This is a genomic window from Rhodococcus sp. NPDC054953 (assembly GCF_053609225.1).
The window spans coordinates 79,260-97,271 of record NZ_JBSGXD010000008.1; the positions used below are offsets into that span (position 1 = coordinate 79,260).

At 69.8% G+C, this 18,012-nt stretch carries 14 protein-coding genes; 7 read left to right on the plus strand and 7 right to left on the minus strand.

The window, feature by feature from the left end:
- Positions 1-38: 38 nt before the first annotated feature.
- The 3 genes from metE to aceA form a co-directional block, all read right to left on the minus strand.
- Positions 39-2,324: a 5-methyltetrahydropteroyltriglutamate--homocysteine S-methyltransferase gene (gene metE, locus ACWF62_RS08140; protein WP_378506145.1), complete on the minus strand. Its 2,286-nt coding sequence runs from the start codon at positions 2,322-2,324 to the stop codon at positions 39-41.
- Positions 2,325-2,421: 97 nt separating this feature from the next.
- On the minus strand, positions 2,422-3,318 hold the full coding sequence (locus tag ACWF62_RS08145) for a 3-hydroxybutyryl-CoA dehydrogenase (RefSeq protein WP_378506144.1): 897 nt from the start codon (positions 3,316-3,318) through the stop codon (positions 2,422-2,424).
- Positions 3,319-3,519: 201 nt separating this feature from the next.
- Positions 3,520-4,809, minus strand: coding sequence for an isocitrate lyase (gene aceA, locus ACWF62_RS08150; protein WP_378506143.1), 1,290 nt, complete (start codon positions 4,807-4,809; stop codon positions 3,520-3,522).
- A gap of 492 nt (positions 4,810-5,301) precedes the next feature.
- On the opposite strand from aceA, the gene ACWF62_RS08155 reads away from it, so the two are divergent.
- Positions 5,302-5,583 carry an FmdB family zinc ribbon protein gene (locus tag ACWF62_RS08155; protein WP_378506142.1) on the plus strand — a complete coding sequence of 94 codons (282 nt, stop codon included), beginning with the start codon at positions 5,302-5,304 and terminating at the stop codon, positions 5,581-5,583.
- 26 nt (positions 5,584-5,609) lie between these two features.
- Positions 5,610-6,866 (plus strand): formamidase, encoded by a 1,257-nt coding sequence (gene fmdA / locus ACWF62_RS08160; RefSeq protein WP_378506141.1) that lies wholly within the window; start codon positions 5,610-5,612, stop codon positions 6,864-6,866.
- Between the two features lie 207 nt (positions 6,867-7,073).
- Here fmdA and ACWF62_RS08165 read toward each other — a convergent pair whose 3' ends face one another.
- The gene (locus ACWF62_RS08165) at positions 7,074-7,898 is read right to left on the minus strand and encodes an ABC transporter permease (RefSeq protein ID WP_378506140.1); all 825 of its coding nucleotides are present in this window, start codon (positions 7,896-7,898) and stop codon (positions 7,074-7,076) included.
- The gene (locus tag ACWF62_RS08170) at positions 7,895-8,890 is read right to left on the minus strand and encodes an ABC transporter ATP-binding protein (protein ID WP_378506139.1); all 996 of its coding nucleotides are present in this window, start codon (positions 8,888-8,890) and stop codon (positions 7,895-7,897) included. Before ACWF62_RS08170 ends, ACWF62_RS08165 begins: the two co-directional genes overlap by 4 nt.
- Positions 8,891-8,951: 61 nt before the next feature.
- Here ACWF62_RS08170 and ACWF62_RS08175 point away from each other — a divergent pair, with 61 nt between their 5' ends.
- Entirely contained in the window at positions 8,952-9,725 is a 774-nt protein-coding gene (locus ACWF62_RS08175) for a TetR/AcrR family transcriptional regulator (protein WP_378506138.1), read from the plus strand.
- A 51-nt stretch (positions 9,726-9,776) separates the two neighbouring features.
- Entirely contained in the window at positions 9,777-11,195 is a 1,419-nt protein-coding gene (gene ramB / locus ACWF62_RS08180) for an acetate metabolism transcriptional regulator RamB (RefSeq protein ID WP_378506137.1), read from the plus strand.
- A 4-nt stretch (positions 11,196-11,199) separates the two neighbouring features.
- On the opposite strand, the gene ACWF62_RS08185 is transcribed toward ramB, so the two are convergent.
- Positions 11,200-12,852, minus strand: a complete 1,653-nt coding sequence (locus ACWF62_RS08185; RefSeq protein ID WP_378506136.1) for a hypothetical protein — start codon at positions 12,850-12,852, stop codon at positions 11,200-11,202.
- A 227-nt stretch (positions 12,853-13,079) separates the two neighbouring features.
- Between ACWF62_RS08185 and ACWF62_RS08190 the strand changes: the two genes are divergently transcribed.
- From ACWF62_RS08190 to ACWF62_RS08200, 3 genes are all read left to right on the plus strand, one after another.
- Complete coding sequence (locus ACWF62_RS08190; RefSeq protein WP_378506135.1) at positions 13,080-13,943, plus strand: SDR family NAD(P)-dependent oxidoreductase; 864 nt, start codon at positions 13,080-13,082, stop codon at positions 13,941-13,943.
- The gene (locus ACWF62_RS08195) at positions 13,940-14,479 is read left to right on the plus strand and encodes a carboxymuconolactone decarboxylase family protein (RefSeq protein ID WP_378506134.1); all 540 of its coding nucleotides are present in this window, start codon (positions 13,940-13,942) and stop codon (positions 14,477-14,479) included. The genes ACWF62_RS08190 and ACWF62_RS08195 overlap by 4 nt, the downstream gene beginning before the upstream one ends.
- A gap of 171 nt (positions 14,480-14,650) precedes the next feature.
- A complete protein-coding gene (locus tag ACWF62_RS08200; protein WP_378506133.1) occupies positions 14,651-16,159 on the plus strand; it encodes an MFS transporter in 1,509 nt (502 codons plus the stop codon).
- Between the two features lie 130 nt (positions 16,160-16,289).
- Here the strand turns inward: ACWF62_RS08200 and atzF are convergent, their stop codons facing one another.
- Positions 16,290-18,011, minus strand: a complete 1,722-nt coding sequence (gene atzF, locus ACWF62_RS08205) for an allophanate hydrolase (RefSeq protein ID WP_378506132.1) — start codon at positions 18,009-18,011, stop codon at positions 16,290-16,292.
- Position 18,012: the final 1 nt, after the last annotated feature.

Genomic DNA, 18,012 nt, shown 5'->3' on the forward strand with positions numbered 1-18,012 from the left:
CACGGGCCACGGACGGCAGCGCACGACTTGTCGCGGCGTCACCCCTGCTCGGCCGCCCGGCGCCGCAATCGGCGCGCCGCGGCGACGAGGTTCCGCAGGGACGGCTCGAGCTGCCAGTAGTGGCGGGTCTTGAGGCCACCGTCCGGGTTCGCCCACAACCGGTCCAGGTCCACCGACTCCGCGGCCTCGGTGAGCAGGTCATCGAGTTCGTCGATGTCCGGGATGCGGGCGGAACGGGACTCGTACACGCCCGGGCCGACGCCGTGGGTCAGCTTGCGCTCCTTGATCGCGTCGAGCACCCACCCGATCGACCGGGTCGCCACGATCGCGGTGACGTCGCAGTCCATCCGCTCGATCGCGTCCACCACCTCGGCGCGGCTGGTGTACGTCAGGTGCGTGTGGATCTGCGTCTCCGGCTTCGCACCGCCGGTCGCGAGTCGGAACGCGTCGACCGCCCATCCGAGGTATTCGGATCGGCCACCGGCCCGCAGCGGCAACAGTTCCCGGACCGCGGGCTCGTCGACCTGGATGATTGCGATGCCCGCCGCCTCCAGGTCGGCGACCTCGTCGCGGATCGCCAACGCCAGCTGGTCGGCGGTCTCGTGCAGCGGCTGATCCTGCCGAACGAACGAGCGCGCCAGCATCGTCACCGGACCGGTCAGCATGCCCTTGACCGGGCGATCGGTCAGCGACTGCGCGTACCCGATCCACTCGACCGTCATCGGACCGCGACGCCGGACGTCGCCGTAGAGGATCGGCGGACGCACACAGCGCGACCCGTACGCCTGCACCCAGCCGTTGTGGGTGAACGCGAATCCGTCCATCAGCTCCGCGAAGTACTGGATCATGTCGTTGCGCTCGTGCTCACCGTGCACGAGGACGTCGAGACCGATGTCCTCCTGCAGGCGGATGGTGCGCTCGATCTCTTCCTGGATGCGCTTGACGTAGTCCGGGTATTCGAGACGGCCCTGCCCGAGGTCGTACCGCACCTTGCGGATCTCGTCGGTCTGCGGGAACGATCCCAGCGTGGTCGCGGGCACCAGTGGCAGGTCCAGCCGGGCCTGCTGCGCGACCCGCCGCTCCTCGTAGGGTGCCCGAACCCGGTGTTCGGGCCGGATCGCGTTGACCCGGGACCGGACCTCGTGCTTCTGCTTGAAGTGCACCGACGTCGGCTTCTTCCGCCACCGCTCGGATGGGCCCTCGGTCAGTGCCTTCGCGAGCGACACCACCTCGCCGACCTTCTGCTTCGCGAACGCCATCCGGTCCGCGACGTCGCCGTCGAGGTCCCATTCGGCGAGCACGTCGTAGGGCACGTGCATCAGCGAACACGAGGTCGAGACGACCAGGTCGGGGATCACATCCTTGAGCTGTGACAGGTAGGTCAGGGTCACGAAATTGTCTGCGCGCCAGACGTTCCGGCCGTTGACAACGCCTGCGTAGAGCCGCTTGCGCTTGAGGCCGGGGATTGTCGCGAGCTCGTCCGCCTTCATCTTGCCGTACACCAGGTCGAGACCGATGGCCTCGATCGAGGTGCCTGCGAGAATCGTCAGCGCCTCCCCGAGATTGCCGTACGGACCGGTGACCAGGATCCGCGGTCGCAGCGGCGCGTGGGCGAGCGTCCTGTACGCACGCTCGAGTGCGGCCAGTTCCGCGGCGCTGCGGTCCTGGGTGAACATCGGTTCGTCCAGCTGGACGCAGGTGGCGCCCGCCTTCGCAAGGAGCTCGAACAGCGCCTCGTACTGCGGGAGCAGCGAGTCGAGCAGGTCGAGGGGCGAGAACCCTTCCCCCGCACCCGGTCCCACCTTGGACAGCAGCAGCAGCGAGACCGGGCCGAGCACCACCGGTCGCAGCTCGATGCCGCGCTCCTTGGCGCGCTCGAACTCGTCCATCAGCGCGTCCGCGTGCAACGAGAAGGCGGTGTCCGCATCGAGTTCGGGCTGACGGTAGTAGTAGTTGGTGTCCACGAACCGGACCAGCTCGAGCGGCGGGAAGTCCGGCCTGCCGCGTGCCATCGTGAAGTAGAAGTCCAGCTCGTCGAGCTCACCCTGCAGCGGCGCGAACCGCGCGGGGACCGCACCGAACAGCAGTGCATTGTCGAGGACGTGGTCGTAGTAGGAGAAGGTGTTGCCGGGGACCTGCGTCAAACCGGTCGCGGCCAGTTCACTCCAGGTCTGCTCCTGGAGTTCACGCCCGACCTCGATCAGCTCGGCCTGGGTGGACCGGCCGTGCCAGTACGCCTCCAGGGCCCGCTTGAGTTCACGTCGGGGTCCGATCCGGGGGTAGCCCAGGACGCTGGAACCGTAGGTAGCTGCGCTGCGTGACATTCGTGTCGACCCTTCCGTGATGCGCTTCGCGCCCGTGCGTGATTTTCACCCCGGCTGGGGTAAAAATCACTCACGGGCGCCGAAGGTGCTTGGGTGGCTAGCTGGCCTTCTTGGCGACGCGCCCGTTCTCGCCGTACTCGTAGAAGCCGCGGCCTGCCTTCTTGCCGACCAGGCCTGCCTCGACCATCCGCTGCAGCAACGGCGGGGCCGAGTACAGCGGCTCCTTGAACTCCTCGTACATGGAGTCGGCGATCGACTTGACGGTGTCGAGGCCGACCAGGTCGGTCAGCGCGAGCGGCCCCATCGGGTGTGCGCAGCCGAGGACCATCGTCTTGTCGATGTCCTCCTTGGTGGCGAACCCGGATTCAACCATGCGGACCGCCGAGAGCAGGTACGGCACCAGCAGCGCGTTCGCGATGAAGCCTGCGCGGTCACTGGACCGCACGACCTGCTTGCCGAGGATCTCGCTCGCGAACGCCTCCGCCCGCTCGGAGACGGCGGCGCCGGTCTTGAGCGTGGTGACCAGCTCGACGAGCGGAAGCACCGGGACCGGGTTGAAGAAGTGCATTCCGATGACCCGCTCGGGGTGGTTGGTGGTGATGCCGAGCTTCATGATCGGGATGGAGGAGGTGTTGGACGCGAGGACCGCGTTCGGGTCGGTGACGATCTGGTCGAGCTCGGTGAAGATCGCGCTCTTGACCTTCTCGTCCTCGACGACGGCCTCCACGACGAGCTGCCGGTCGGCGAAGTCGCCGAGGTCGGAGGTGAATCGCAGCCGCCAGGCGGCCTGTTCGCGCTCCCGCTCGGTGATCTTCCCGCTGCTCACGCCGCGGTCGAGCGAGCGCAAAATGCGCGCGCGTCCGGCGGCAGCGAGTTCGCGGGTCTGCTCGTACACCAGGACGTCGACATGTGCGCGGGCGCACACCTCGGCGATTCCGGCGCCCATCTGTCCGGCGCCGATCACGCCGACGCGCTGAATCTTTTCGCTGGTCACGTCAGCTCCTCATCGTGTGGTGGATCGTCATCGTCATGAAGCAGGTCGTGCTGGATGTCTCGCGGTTGTCCAGCCCCGCCGCGAGGCCCGGGCTGTGGGCCCCGCGGCGGGGTGAACGGTGAGTCGGTCAACCGTTGCGAGGGCGCCGGGGGAAGCGCCATCGCGGTGACACGGGAGGTTCCCTGGGGAACCAGCCGGTTCCTAGTGGAACTGGCCCTCCTCGGTGGAGCCCTTCAGGGCCGCCGTGGAGGTGTTCGGGTCGACAGTGGTGGCGATGCTGTCGAAGTAGCCGGCGCCAACCTCACGCTGGTGCTTGACGGCGGTGAAGCCACGCTCGGCAGCGGCCTTGAACTCGCGCTCCTGCAGGTCGACGAACGCGGTCATGCCCTCGCGGGCGTAGCCGTGCGCCAGGTCGAACATGCCGTAGTTGAGCGAGTGGAAGCCAGCGAGGGTGATGAACTGGAACTTGAAGCCCATCGCACCGAGCTCACGCTGGAACTTCGCGATGGTCGCGTCGTCCAGGTGCGCCTTCCAGTTGAAGGACGGCGAGCAGTTGTAGGCCAGCAGCTGGTCCGGGAACTCACTGCGGACGGCCTCGGCGAACTGCTTCGCGACCTCGAGGTCCGGCACGCCGGTCTCCATCCAGATCAGGTCGGAGTACGGCGCGTACGCCTTGGCGCGGGCGATGCAGGGCTCGATGCCGTTCTTGATGCCGTAGAAGCCCTCGGCGGTGCGGGTGCCGTCGAGGAACGGGCGGTCGCGCTCGTCCACGTCGGAGGTGATCAGCGTTGCGGCCTCGGCGTCGGTGCGGGCGATGACGACCGTCGGGACGTCGGCAACGTCGGCCGCGAGGCGGGCGGAGGTCAGGGTGCGGATGTGCTGCTGGGTGGGGATGAGCACCTTGCCACCGAGGTGGCCGCACTTCTTCTCCGACGCGAGCTGGTCCTCCCAGTGCGAACCGGCGACGCCAGCCGCGATCATGGCCTTCTGCAGCTCGTAGACGTTGAGGGCACCGCCGAAGCCTGCCTCGCCGTCGGCGACGATCGGGGCGAGCCAGTTGTCGACGGAGGTGTCACCCTCGACCTTGGCGATCTCGTCGGCGCGCAGCAGCGCGTTGTTGATGCGACGAACCACCTGCGGCACCGAGTTGGCCGGGTAGAGGCTCTGGTCCGGGTAGGTGTGGCCGGACAGGTTCGCGTCACCGGCGACCTGCCAACCGGACAGGTAGATGGCCTTGAGGCCGGCGCGGACCTGCTGCACGGCCTGGTTGCCGGTGAGGGCGCCGAGGGAGTTGATGTAGTCCTCGTTGTTGACGAGGTCCCAGAGGATCTCGGAGCCGCGCCGGGCGAGGGTGGCTTCCTCGACAACGGAGCCCTGGAGCTTCACAACCTGCTCGGCGGTGTAGTTGCGGGTGACGCCCTTCCAGCGAGGGTTGGTGTCCCAATCCTTCTGGATCTCAGCTGCGGTCTTCGGGGTGCCGGTGGTCGACATCAAGACTCCACTCTCTCTGCTGCCTTTCGGGGACTGCGCTTCCAGTACGTCTGTACGGCTTCGCATCCTTGCCAGGCCCTTCCTGTGTACGTATCGAGAGTGGCACACGCGGAAACCCCCGTCTACCTGTTGCAAATGCCAACCTTCGCTAGCTTTTCAAATCCACTTGCCAACTTTGCAAAGAACGCCACGCCGATTGACACAGGTTCTAGCGCGGGGAAAGTTACCGCCAAGTAGCAAATCCGCAGGCCGCGGCCCCGCCGGGCGCGCGTGCCGCGCGGCACCCCGGGTCCGCCCCGCCGCCCCGTTGCGCCACGACACTCACCGCCCCCGGAGGCCAACTGTGAGTGCAGTCACCGTCGGTGCGCCTTTGCAGGTCGGCGAACCCGGACTCCGCGGCGGCCCCGGCCGTGTCGCACCCCGCCTCGATCCGCGTCGACCGTTAGCGTGGCGTCCAACGTGCACCCCCGACGATCGCGGAGTGTGAGGCCCATGCCGCTGTACGAATTTCGATGCCCCGACTGCGGACCGTTCGAGCAGTCCCACCCAATGACGGCCGTCCCCGCCGCGACCGGGTGCATCGAGTGCGACGGCCCGGCACCTCGCCGGGTCTCCGCGCCCCGCCTCGGGCACCTCGGGTCGCCCGAGATGGCGCTGCTCGACCGCACCGCACGCTCCGCCCACGAACCGGACACGGTGTCCGCGCCGCCGCCCCGCCGTCGCAGCACACCGATGTCGACGGACCCACGCCACCGGACACTGCCACGCCCGTAGAACCGTTCGTCGTTGGAAGGAGAACCATGCCCGAACTGCTGTTCCCGCTCGATTCCACGAGGAAGTTCACCGATCAGGCGATCGTCGGCCACAACCGGTGGCACCCGGACATTCCGGCCGCCGTCACCGTCAAACCGGGCGACGCATTCCGGGTGCACTGCCGGGAGTGGTTCGACGGCGCCATCCGCAACGACGATTCCGCCGACGACATCCGCGACGCCCCGCTGACCACCGTGCACACCCTGTCGGGACCGTTCGCGGTCGAGGGCGCCCGGCCGGGCGACCTGCTGATCGTCGACATCCTGGACATCGGGCCGATCCCGCAGGAGGATGCCGGTCCGCTCGCCGGCCAGGGCTGGGGATACACCGGCATCTTCTCCCGCGGCAACGGTGGCGGCTTCCTCACCGAGCAGTTCCCGGACGCGTACAAGGCGGTCTGGGACTTCGCGGGCCAGACCGCGACCTCGCGGCATGTGCCGCACGTGAAGTTCACCGGCATCGTCCACCCCGGGTTGATGGGGACCGCGCCGTCGGCAGCGCTGCTGGCGAAGTGGAACGCGCGCGAGGGGGCCCTGATCGCCACCGACCCGGACCGGGTTCCGCCGTTGGCGCTTCCGCCCGAACCGAGGGACGCGGTGCTGGGGTCGCTGCCCGCAGGCGAGTTCGATCGGGTCGCGGGCGAGGCGGCGCGCACGGCCCCGCCGCGGGAGAACGGCGGGAACCAGGACATCAAGAACCTCACCAAGGGCAGTCGTGTCTTCTATCCGGTGTTCGTGGACGGGGCGAACCTGTCGGTCGGCGACCTGCACTTCTCCCAGGGCGACGGGGAGATCACGTTCTGCGGCGCCATCGAGATGGGCGGCTTCATCGACCTGCGCGTCGATCTGATCAGGGGCGGGATGGATACCTACGGGGTCTCCGAGAACGCGATCTTCATGCCCGGCAACACCGACCCGCAGTATTCGGAGTGGTTGGCGTTCTCCGGGACGTCGGTGACCCTCGACGGCGAGCAGCGCTACCTCGACTCGCACCTGTCGTACCAGCGGGCCTGCCTGCACGCGATCGACTACCTGACCAAGTTCGGATACAGCCCCGAGCAGGCGTACCTGTTGCTCGGGGCCGCCCCGATCGAGGGCAGGCTGTCCGGCGTCGTTGACGTGCCGAACTCCTGCTCGACGGTGTACCTGCCGACCGCGATCTTCGACTTCCCGGTGGCGCCGTCCGCGGCCGGGCCGGTGCAGATCGACCCGGGCATCGGGGCACCGCGTTCGGAAAACCGCTGACGGGTCCGCTTTCCGCACCCCGCAACACCCCTGTGCACACGGGGCCTCCAGCACGCACACCCCCACTGCACGCCCAACACCCCTGCGCACCCCGCAACACCCCTGTGCACACGGGGCCTCCAGCACGCACACCCCCACTGCACGCCCAACACCCCTGCGCACGACGGAAAATCCGTGTGCACAGGGGTGTTGGGAGCGAACTCGGGATCAGATGGTGCGCTTGACCGCGCGGATCCCGACCCACAGCCCGACCGCACAGGTCACGGCCGCGGCGACGAATCCCCACGCGACGTCGGCGTCCCACATCGTTCCGGTGAACAGTGCCCGCTCGGCATCGACGATGTAGGTCAGCGGGTTCACCTTCGACACCGCCTGCATCCAGCCGGGCCCGGCCTCCAGCGGCAGCATCATGCCCGCAAGGAGCAGCAGCGGGAAGATCACCGACTGCTGCACACCCCAGAACACCCACTCCCGGTTCTTCGAGGCGAGACCGAGCGCGTAGGACAGCGCGCCGAGCCCGATCCCGAAGACACCGAGGATGAGCAGTCCGACGAGCACGTGCAGCGGGTAGAAGACCAGCCCGAACGGGATCGCGACGACGGTGATCAGCAGCGCCTGGGCGACGAGCGGCGCGAACTCCTTGAGCGCCCGCCCCACCAGGATCGAGGACCGGTCCAGTGGGGTCGCGAGGATCCGCTCGTACGCCCCGGTCATCAACTCGTACAGCAGGTTTCCGCCGACCATCCCGGTGCCGAAGATCGCGATCATCACGAGCACGCCGGGCAGGAACCACTGCAGCGCCGATTCGCCGTCGATGCCGCCCGCGCCGAGCATCCCGTCCAGCAGCGGCCCGAACAGGCCGAGGAACACCAGCGGCTGCAGCAGCGAGAAGATCAGTGTGAACGGGTCGCGCAGCACGACGAGGATCTCGCGGGTGAACACCGCCCCGGTGTCGTGGAACCACTTGCCCAGCCGCGAGCGTTCCGGAAGCGTCTCGGGCTCCGCCGCGATCCGGTTGATCACCTCGGTCATGCCGCCTCCTCGCGCAGGGACCGTCCGGTCAGGTTCAGGAACACGTCGTCGAGCGACGCGGGCTTGACGTCGGTGGACGCGACGGGCACGCCAGCCGAGTCGAGGGTCCGCAGCAGCGGCGGCACCAGTTCCGGACCGTTGTGGGTGGTGAGGGCGAGCCGCACCGCGCCGGTGTCGGTGACCGTCTCGGTGACGCCGGTGACGTCGGACGGGAGCACCGACCGCGCGGCGGCGACACCCTCACCCGCGGCCACCTCGATGGTCACGACGTCGTCGGCGAAGTCGCGTTTGAGCACCGCCGGAGTCGCGTCGGCGATGACGGTGCCGTTGTCGATCAACACGATCCGCTCGGCCATCGCGTCGGCCTCGTCGAGATAATGCGTGGTGAGGAGCAGCGTCATCGCGTTCTCCTCCCGCAGCCGCAGCACGTGCTCCCACAGGTTGGCCCGCGCGTGCGGGTCGAGGCCGGTGGTCGGCTCGTCGAGGAACAGCAACCGCGGGTGGTTCATCAGTCCCATCGCGACGTCGAGCCGTCTGCGCTGACCGCCGGACAGCGACTGCACCGTTCGCTTCTCCATCCCGGTGAGTTCGAGCGCCTCGAGCAGGTCGGCGGCGCGGCGGCGGGCGACCTCACCCGGCACCGAGTAGAACCGCGCCTGATTGCGCAGCTCGTCCCCCACCCGGTACGAGTAGCCGCCCGCGTTGCCCTGCCCGACGTATCCGATGCGGGCCCGGACCTCGGCCGGCCTGCGCACCACGTCACATCCCGCCACCTCCGCGGTGCCGGAGGTGGGGCTCAGCACCGAGGTGAGCATCCGCATCGTGGTGGACTTCCCGGCCCCATTCGGCCCGAGGAAGGCCACCAGTTCCCCCTGCTGGACGTCGAGGTCGATGCCCTTGACCGCCTCGACGGTCTCCTTCTTGCGACGAAAGGTCTTCGTGAGCCCCCTCGCCCGAATCGCGTTTTCCGTACGGCGTACCGATTCAGTCACGGGATTTACGGTACGCTGCACGAGAAATCCGTGCAAGGCAGTTTCCAGAGGAGATCCACCCGTGGGCGAGACCAACGAACCCGCCGCCGCGTCGCACGCCCCCGCGGACAACCGACGGTTCGCCGTCCTCTGGGCCCCGCCCGCGCCGACACCCCGGCGGGGTCGACCGGCCCGGGTGAACCGCGCCCAGGTGGTGGACGCCGCGGTCGGGGTTGCCGACGAGAAGGGCCTGGACGCGGTCTCGATGCGGTCGGTGGCCCGCGCGCTCGGCGTCGGCACGATGACGCTGTACTCGCACGTCCCGGCCCGCGAACACCTGGTCGACGCGATGATCGACCGCGCATACGCCGACTTTCCGCTCCCCGACCCGACGCTGACCTGGCGGCCGGCACTCGAGGCGTACGCGCACGGCCTCTTCACCCTGCTGCGGGCGCACCCCTGGCTCTTGACGGTGAACACCTGGCGAATGCCGTTGGCGCCACACGTCTTCGACGCGGAAGAGGCAGGCTACCGCATCCTCATCGACACCGGCCTGACCCCGCGCCAGGTGATCGAGACGGTCGCCATCGTGAACCAGGCGGTGTCCGGGTTCGCGCGCGGCGCCGCCGCGGAGGATGCCGACACCCGCGCGCAGGGTACGGACTACGAGACGTACTGGGCTCCCCAAAACGACTTCTGGACCAACACCTTCGACCCCGCCCGGTACCCGACGCTGACCCACCTGTGGACCGTCGGCGCGTTCGACGACGCCGCAACCCCGTTCGACCTGCGCATCGGCGCATTGCTCGACACGATCGAACTGCTCATCGACCGGATGGGCAGCACCAACAGCTAAGAGTGCAAACCCCTCCTTGCGAAGGTTGGGGGTACGTCCTAATCTCGTGGAATGTCCAAGACGTTCGTCGGTGCCCGCCTGCGTCAGCTGCGCACCGAACGCGGCATGAGCCAGGCCGCGCTCGCGAAGACGCTCGAGATCTCGGCGAGCTACCTCAACCAGATCGAGCACGACGTCCGCCCCCTGACGGTGCCGGTGCTGCTGCGGATCACCGAGGTCTTCGGTGTCGACGCCACCTTCTTCTCCTCCCAGGACGACACCCGCCTGATCGCCGAGCTGCGGGAGGTGGCCCTCGACCAGGAGATGGGGATCGACGCCGACCCGCAGGAGCTCGCCGAGATGGTGTCCGCGCACCCGTCCCTGGCTCGGGCGGTGGTGAACATGCACCGCCGCTACCGCAACACCACCGCGCAGCTCGCGGCGGCGACCGAGGACCGTTACAGCGACGGCAGTGGCTCCGGCTCGATCACCAAGCCGCACGAGGAGGTGCGGGACTACTTCTATCAGCGGCAGAACTATCTGCACGAACTCGACACCGCGGCAGAGGATCTCACCGCCCGCATGCGATTTCACCGCGGTGATGTCGCTGGCGAGATCGCCAACCGGTTGCAGGCCGTGCACGACGTGCAGATCGTGCAGCGCATCGACCTCGGGGAGGGGGTGCTGCACCGCTTCGATCCGCAGGCCCGGGTCCTGGAGATCTCCCCCCACCTGTCGGGCGGACAGAAGGTGTTCAAGTTCGCGGCCGAGCTCGCGTACCTCGAGTGCGGGGACCTGATCGAGAAGCTGGTCGACGAGGGAAATTTCACCTCCGATTCCTCCCGCTCCCTTGCGAAGCTCGGGTTGGCCAACTACTTCGCCGCAGCAACCGTGCTCCCGTACGGGCAGTTCCACGAGATCGCGGAGGACTTCCGATACGACATCGAGCGGCTCTCGGCGTTCTTCTCGCAGTCCTACGAGACGATCTGCCACCGCCTGTCCACCCTGCAACGCCCCAAGCTGCGCGGCGTTCCGTTCTCGTTCGTCCGGGTGGACCGGGCCGGAAACATGTCGAAGCGTCAGTCCGCCACCGGATTCCACTTCTCTTCCAGCGGCGGCACCTGCCCGCTGTGGAACGTGTACGAGTCGTTCGCGTACCCGGGCAAGATCATCACGCAGATCGCGAAGATGCCGGACGGCCGGAGCTACCTGTGGGTCGCCCGGACCGTCGAGCGCCGCGCGACCCGCTACGGGCAGCCGGGCAAGACGTTCGCGATCGGCCTCGGCTGCGAGCTGCGGCACGCCCACCGGACCGTCTACGCGGACGGCCTGAACATCGAATCCGATGCCGCGGCAACCCCTATCGGTGCGGGCTGCCGGGTCTGCGAGCGAATGAACTGCCCCCAGCGGGCGTTCCCTCCGCTCGGCAAGGAACTCGACATCAACGAGCACCGCAGCTCCGTCTCGCCGTACCTGATCGCCGGGACCTGAGCGGTCACCGACCGGGGGCCGGTCCGCGGGGCGGATCCGGATCCTCAAGCCCGGCCAGGGTCCCGACCTCCGTCCAGTCGCCGCGGGCTCGGGCCGCCGGGTAGCCGGGCCACGCGAGCACGCGCACGGTCCGGTCGGCGTCGACGGCGGTGACGGCCAGGCAGTCCGCCGATTCCCAGTGCACCGCACAGTGACTCGGCGGGATCCGGCCGACGTCCGTCCACCCACCCCAGGCACCGTCCGGTTGCCGCCTGCGGTGTCGCATCAGCCCGCCCTGCAATGCCGCGACAACAACCAGACCGAGGCGCTCGTGGGTCACCGCGCACGCGCCGACGCAGTCGCTGCCAACATCGGACCGGGCGGCTGCGCGGGGCACCCCGTCGTCCACCCACACCGGCAGGTGCCCGAGGTCCCCGCCGCCGGACAGCGTGAGCAGCTCGGCGCCGCCTCTCGTCGGCGTCACCACCACCGAGCGCGCCCGCCCGAGCCGACACCAATCGGCGTCCGCCACCCGGCCCGGGTCGACGACGGCGGCGACGACCTCATCGGATGGTGTGGTGCCGACGAGCAGGACACCCCCGTCCACCGCGCAGGCGTGCACCCCCGCCGGAAAGGGTCCGCCGAGTACCGGATCCGGCCCGGACGGTGCGTGCGCGTGCAGGAGGCCGTCCGGGGAGAGGTCCAGGCGGAGCGCGCCCCCGGGGGTATCGACCGTCGTGGAGCCGGTCACCCGGGTGTCGCGGGCGTCCGGCGCCCGGCGCAGCCGGATCCGGCGAAACACCTCCGGATCCGGCATCCACGTCCCCTCCGTGACGGACACCCGGGCCAGCACGGTCCCGGTGCCATCGGCGTTTCCGGCGGGGAGGGTAATCGGGATATCCGCCTCCGGAACCACACCGCGCAGCCCCGAGGCGACCGGCCCCAGGTCCGGGTGCAGGTCGACCCGCTCCCGGGACGCTCCGCCGTCGACCGCGATCCCGTCCCGCCCGATCCACAGGTGCCGGGGCGCCTTGGGAATGGTCACCTCGACCCCCCACCCGGCCGGCGCCCCGTTGGAGCGGACGGACACCTCCCGGACGCCGGTGTGCACGGTCCCGATGTACCGCGCCATGCCGCCCTCCGGGAGGATCCGGACCGTGTGCTCGGTGTCCTGATCCAGTCCCTCGAACCGCACCTGGTGCACGGTGCCCGCCTCGGTGCCTGCGAACCCGTGCTCGCGTCCCGCGGAGACGACCTCCACCCAGCAGGCCACCGGAACTGCGGTGCGCCAGCGCAGGTACACCAGGTCGGCACGGACGGCGACCCGGCTGATGTCGATCCGCTGCGCCGGTGTCACCGGGACCTGCGCCGACTCGAGGACCGTCGTCACCACCAGCGTCGCCAGCACCTGCCCCAGCGCCGACCGGAGCGTGAACGTGTGCGTCTGATTCAACTCGATCTCGCCGGTCACCGATCCCGACACCCCCGAGCCGAGCGCGACCTCGGGACCGCCGTCGATCCGCCGGGTGACCCGGCCCGGTGCCAGCGAAGCCGTGCTCCACCCGACCGTGACCTGCTTCGGTTCCCGCACGCCGCTCGCGGTGAACACGACGGGATTCTCGGCGGGGTCGATCGACAGCGTCGCCATCCGTTCCTTCCACGCACCGCGTCGGGTCACGACGCGCGCTCCACAGTGTTGGCGATCGCCGACCCGCGGTCAACAACACCCGGTCGGCCGCGCCGCCGTCCCCGCCCGGTGCCCCCCCCCGGCCGAGGAGGCGAACCGACCGCCCGTGTCCGGTTCGGCAGGAGAGGTGTCGATGTTGGTCCGGGCGGGCCGGATCCGGTGCTACGTTGCCTACCGGATGGTGGAAATCACCGGAAGCGACGGGGCGGAGGGCCGTGATGCCGCGAGACCTGCTGGACGCGCGGCTGTCCGGACGCCGGATCATCGTGACCGGCGCGGCCCGCAGCATCGGCGCCGCCCTCGCGCGACGACTGCACCGCGGCGGGGCCCGGGTCGCGCTCCTCGGACTCGAACCCGAACTGCTCGAGCAGGTCGCGGTCGCGTGCGGCCGGGCACCGTGGCGGTACTGCGATGTCCGGGACGCGGGCGCGGTCGAGACCGCCATCGGGGAGCTGGTCGCCGAGCTCGGCGGGCTCGACGTCGTGGTCGCGAATGCCGGTGTCGGTGCGCAACTTCCGATGATCGGCGGCGACACCGAGGTGATGCGGCAGACCGTTGACGTGAACCTGATGGGGACCTACCACACGCTGCGGGCGGCGGGTGAGCACCTCGGTCATCCCGGCGGTTACGCGTTGATCGTCACCTCCGGCGCCGCTGCCGTCCACCTGCCGTTGATCGGCGCCTACAGCGCCACCGCCGCCGCGGTGGAGGCGCTCGGCAACACGCTGCGGGTGGAGATGCGGCACCTCGGCGCCCGGGTGGGTGTCGGCTATCTCGGGGAGATCGACACCGAAATGATCAGCATCGGGTTCGACAGCGCCGCCGCGGACAAGATCCGGTGGTCGGGCATGTTCACCGCGGTGTCACCGCTGGAGACCGCGGTGTCCGCATTGGAAAGGGGAATTGTGTTGCGCCGCCGACGGATCTATGCGCCGGGGTGGGTGGCCGGCCTGGTACACCTGCGCGTGCCCGCCCAGCGAGTGATCGACCTTCGCCGCCAGCCGAGAATGGCTGCGGCACTGTCGATCGCCCGCACCGAGCGGGCCCGGTTCACCACCGATCTCCCGGAGCGCACCCGGTGACCGCGCGGATCGCCCCCGGACGGCTACGCAGACTCGGTCCGCTGAACTGGATGGTGTGGCGGGTGGTCTCGCTCGCGTCGCGCACACCGGACGCCCAGGTGTTCAGCACCCTCGGCCGGGCCGGGGGCACCTACCGCGGGTGGCTGCACTTCGCGGGGACGGTGCTGCGCCCTGGCGGCCGGATCTCCCGCCACGAAACGGAACTGGTGATCCTGCGGATCGCCCACCTGCGCGGCTGCGACTACGAGATGGACCATCACATCCGGCTCGGGCGGCGCGCGGGCGTCACCGCCGAACTCCTCGCGCGGGTCCTGGTCGGCCCGGACGCGGACGGCTGGAGCGCCCGGCACCGCGCGATGCTCGTCGCGGTCGACGAGTTGGTCGCGACGAGGAACATCGCCGACAACGCCTGGGCGGCGCTGGCGGAGCACCTCGACGACCGGGGGATGATCGAGTTCGTCCTCCTCGTCGGCCAGTACGACATGCTCGCGACCACCATCGACACCCTGCGGATCGAGCGGGACACCTTCCACTGACTCCGGACGGGCGTACCGAGTGGTGCTCACACCGGATGCCTCCGGGGCAAGCCGGTGTGAGGATGCCAACGGATCCGGCCAGTGGGTTGGCGGCGCCGATGCGAACGCGGCTACCGTGGCTTCTTTCGGCCGTGACAGTCGTCCGCGCCACCGATCGGTAGGAACTCTTCGATGTCCACTGAGGTTCAGGACACCTCGCGCCCGGCCGCGGCCCCACACGAGAACCCCAATCACGACCGCCGCTGGCTGGTGCTGTGCATCGTGGCGCTCGCCCAGCTGACGGTGGTGCTCGACAGCACCATCGTGTCGATCGCCCTTCCCGAGGCGCAGCACGCACTCGGCATCTCCGACTCCGACCGACACTGGGTGGTCACCGCGTACGCGCTCGCGTTCGGCGCGTTGCTGCTTCTCGGCGGCCGGATTGCCGACTTCTGGGGCCGGAAGCGCTCGTTCATGGTCGGTATGATCGGGTTCGCGGTCGCATCCGCGATCGGCGGCATCGCGCAGAACGGCATCCAACTGTTCGCCGCCCGCGCCGGCCAGGGCGTGTTCGCCGCGCTGCTCGCGCCGGCAGCGCTGGCGATCCTGACCACCACCTTCATCGGGGAGAAGGAGCGGGCCAAGGCCTTTGCCGTGTTCGGCGCGATCTCCGGCGGCGGCGCCGCAATCGGCCTGCTTCTCGGCGGCCTGCTCACCCAGTACGTCGACTGGCGCTGGTGCCTGCTGGTGAACGTCCCGATCGCGATCTTCGCGCTCGCCGTCACCGCGCCGATCGTGCGGGAGACGAAGGCGCACGGCGACACCCGCTACGACCTGCCCGGCACCGTCCTGGTCGCGGTCGGGCTCGGCTCCCTCGTCTACGGGTTCACCCAGGCCGAGAAGCACGGCTGGTCCTCGTCGCAGACAATCGGCTTCATCGCGCTCGGGCTGGTGGCGCTCGTGGTGTTTGTGGTCGTCGAGAAGCGGTCCGCGAATCCGCTGCTGCCGATGTCGGTTCCGTGGCACCGCAATCGCGGGCCCAGCTTCCTCGCCTCGGTGATGGTCGGCGCTGCGCTGCTCGGCGGCACCCTGTACCTGACGTTCTACCTGCAGATCGTGCTCGGCTACAGCCCGTTCGTCTCCGGTGTTGCGTCGCTGCCGCTGTCGGTTGCCATCACGATCGCGGCGGCAGTCGCGGCGCAGCTGAGTACCGGGGTCGGCCCGAAGCTTCCGATGACGACGGGCCCCGTCGTCGCGGCCGCCGGGTTGCTGCTGCTCTCCCGGATCGAGGTGCACAGCTCGTACTGGACCGCGGTGCTGCCGGGACTGCTGGTCCTCGGAGCCGGTCTCGGTCTGCTGATGGTCCCGATGCAGAACCTGGCCCTGGTCGGGGTCCGTGACCACGACGCGGGCGCGGCGAGCGCGCTCGTCAACGCCACCATGCAGATCGGTGGGGCGCTCGGAACCGCCCTGTTCACCACGATCTACGTGTCCGCGAAGACCGTGTTCGCGGCGGACTCCCCGGCGTCCACCGATCCCGGCGCGCTGCGGGAGGTCGCCCTCGGCGCCGAGGTCGCCGGGTATAGCCAGGTGTTCGTCTGGGCCGCGGTCCTCCTGCTGGTCATCGCGCCGATCGTGGCGATCCTGGTGCGCGCCACGAAGTCCGACCTGCCCGACACGGCTCCGGTCGGGGTGCACTAAGTCGCGGACGTTCGCCTTCCGTGCGGTGATCGCGGCGCGCACACCCGACCACGAGGTTGACGCCATGCGCGATCGGCGATGTCCCCAGACGTGCGCCATCCGTGACACACCGCGCGCCCGCGGCGCCCGCCTACGCCGTCCGGTACGCCGCCCAGCCGCCGTGGTCGGTGATGTCGGTGGCGCCGTCGACGGCATCGTGGGTGCAGCCGAACCCGACGACGCTGCGGCCGTCGGACAGTTCGACCGCGGTCAGCGTCATCGGCGCGGGCAGCGCCGCGAGGAAGCGGCCGAGTCCGGCGTGCGACACCCGGAACACCTCCCCGACGATCGGTGATCCGAGGCCGGCGCCGCGACGCACCAGTCCCGGTTTCGGCGGGACCGTGTCCAGCGCGTACAGCCGGTAGGCGTCGGTGGTGACCGTCTCCCCCTCGAACCGGGCGCCGATCTCCTCGAGCTGGAAGTGCAGTGCCTGCCCCCGCAGATGCGCACCGAACACCGCGAGCTCCGCGCCGCCCTCGACGAGCGTCGGGGCGTCCACCGCGGCGAGCCGGGCGGCCAGGTCGACCGCCACCTGATCGCCGAAGGCGGGCACCACGACCATCACCCCGAACGGATTCCCCTGCGCGGTCGGCGTTCCCGGCACCGCGACCGCAGCCATGTCGAGCAGGTTGCAGAAGTTGGTGTACGTCCCCATCCGCCGATTGATCGCGATCGGGTCGGCCTGCACCGCGGCGATGGTGGGGTGCTCGGTGGTGGTCGGCAGCAGCAGGGCATCGTACCCGGCGAGGGTCGCCGCCGCGATCGCCTTGGCCCGCACCAGCGCGTCCTGGTCCGCGACCAGCTCGTGTGCCGCAGGCGTCTTCGCGGCGGCAACGATGGCGGCGACGGTGGGATCCGCCCCGGCGGGGCCGCTCCCGAGGAAGGTCCCGATCGCCGCGTACCGCTCGGCGACGACGGCACCGTCGTAGAGCAGGCGAGCCGCCTCAAGCAACCCGGAGATGTCGACGAAGCGGGTCTCCACGCCGGTGGCCTCCAGCCCGGCGACGGTGTCGGAGAAGGCGGCGAGGTACTCGGGGCACAGGTCGGCGAGATCCTCGATCCGCGGCACCGCGACGACCGGCGCGGCGGGGGCGGCAAGGCGCACATCGGCGGGCCACTCCCGGCTGCGGGGATCTCGTGGCTCTGCTCCCACCATGATGCGGGCAGCGGTGGCCGCACCGCCCAGGTCCGGGGCGAGGACGGTGAGGCAGTCGTAGTCGACGCAGGCGGGCACCACACCGTGCGTGGGGATCACCCCGAGCGTCAGCTTCAGCCCGACGATGCCGTGCAGCGCGGCGGGCACCCGGCCCGATCCCGCGGTGTCGGTGCCGATCCCGATATCGGCGATGCCGAGCGCGACCGCGACCGCGGACCCCGAGCTCGACCCGCCGGAGACGCGGTCGGGGTCCCAGCCGCACCGCACCGCGCCGTACGGACTGCGGGTGCCGACCAGCCCGGTCGCGAACTGGTCCAGGTTGGTCTTGCCGAGCACCACCGCGCCCTGCGCGACCAGTCGCGCCACACCGCTCGCGGTGACCGTTGCCGGATAGGAGAATTCGGGGCACGCCGCGGTGGTCGGCAGCCCGGCGACGTCGACGTTGTCCTTGACCGCGAGGAGCAGCCCCGCGAGCGGAAGCCGCTCCCCCGCGGCCACCCGTGCCTCGACGTCACGCGCGTCCGCGAGCACGTCCTCCTTCTCCCGCAGGGTGATCCACACCTCGGGTCGATCGACCTCGGCGATCCGGAGGAACGCTCGCTCGACCCGGTCGGTGGGCGTGAGGGCGTCGCTGGCCGGAGTCGTGACCGTGCTCATG

Coding starts and splice junctions, on each gene's coding strand:
- metE (WP_378506145.1), bottom strand. CDS start 2,324: ATGTCACGCAGCGCAGCTACCTACGGTTCCAGCGTCCTGGGCTACCCC.
- ACWF62_RS08200 (WP_378506133.1), top strand. CDS start 14,651: ATGTCCACTGAGGTTCAGGACACCTCGCGCCCGGCCGCGGCCCCACAC.
- atzF (WP_378506132.1), bottom strand. CDS start 18,011: ATGAGCACGGTCACGACTCCGGCCAGCGACGCCCTCACGCCCACCGAC.
- ACWF62_RS08155 (WP_378506142.1), top strand. CDS start 5,302: ATGCCGCTGTACGAATTTCGATGCCCCGACTGCGGACCGTTCGAGCAG.
- ACWF62_RS08190 (WP_378506135.1), top strand. CDS start 13,080: ATGCCGCGAGACCTGCTGGACGCGCGGCTGTCCGGACGCCGGATCATC.
- ramB (WP_378506137.1), top strand. CDS start 9,777: ATGTCCAAGACGTTCGTCGGTGCCCGCCTGCGTCAGCTGCGCACCGAA.
- fmdA (WP_378506141.1), top strand. CDS start 5,610: ATGCCCGAACTGCTGTTCCCGCTCGATTCCACGAGGAAGTTCACCGAT.
- ACWF62_RS08165 (WP_378506140.1), bottom strand. CDS start 7,898: ATGACCGAGGTGATCAACCGGATCGCGGCGGAGCCCGAGACGCTTCCG.
- aceA (WP_378506143.1), bottom strand. CDS start 4,809: ATGTCGACCACCGGCACCCCGAAGACCGCAGCTGAGATCCAGAAGGAT.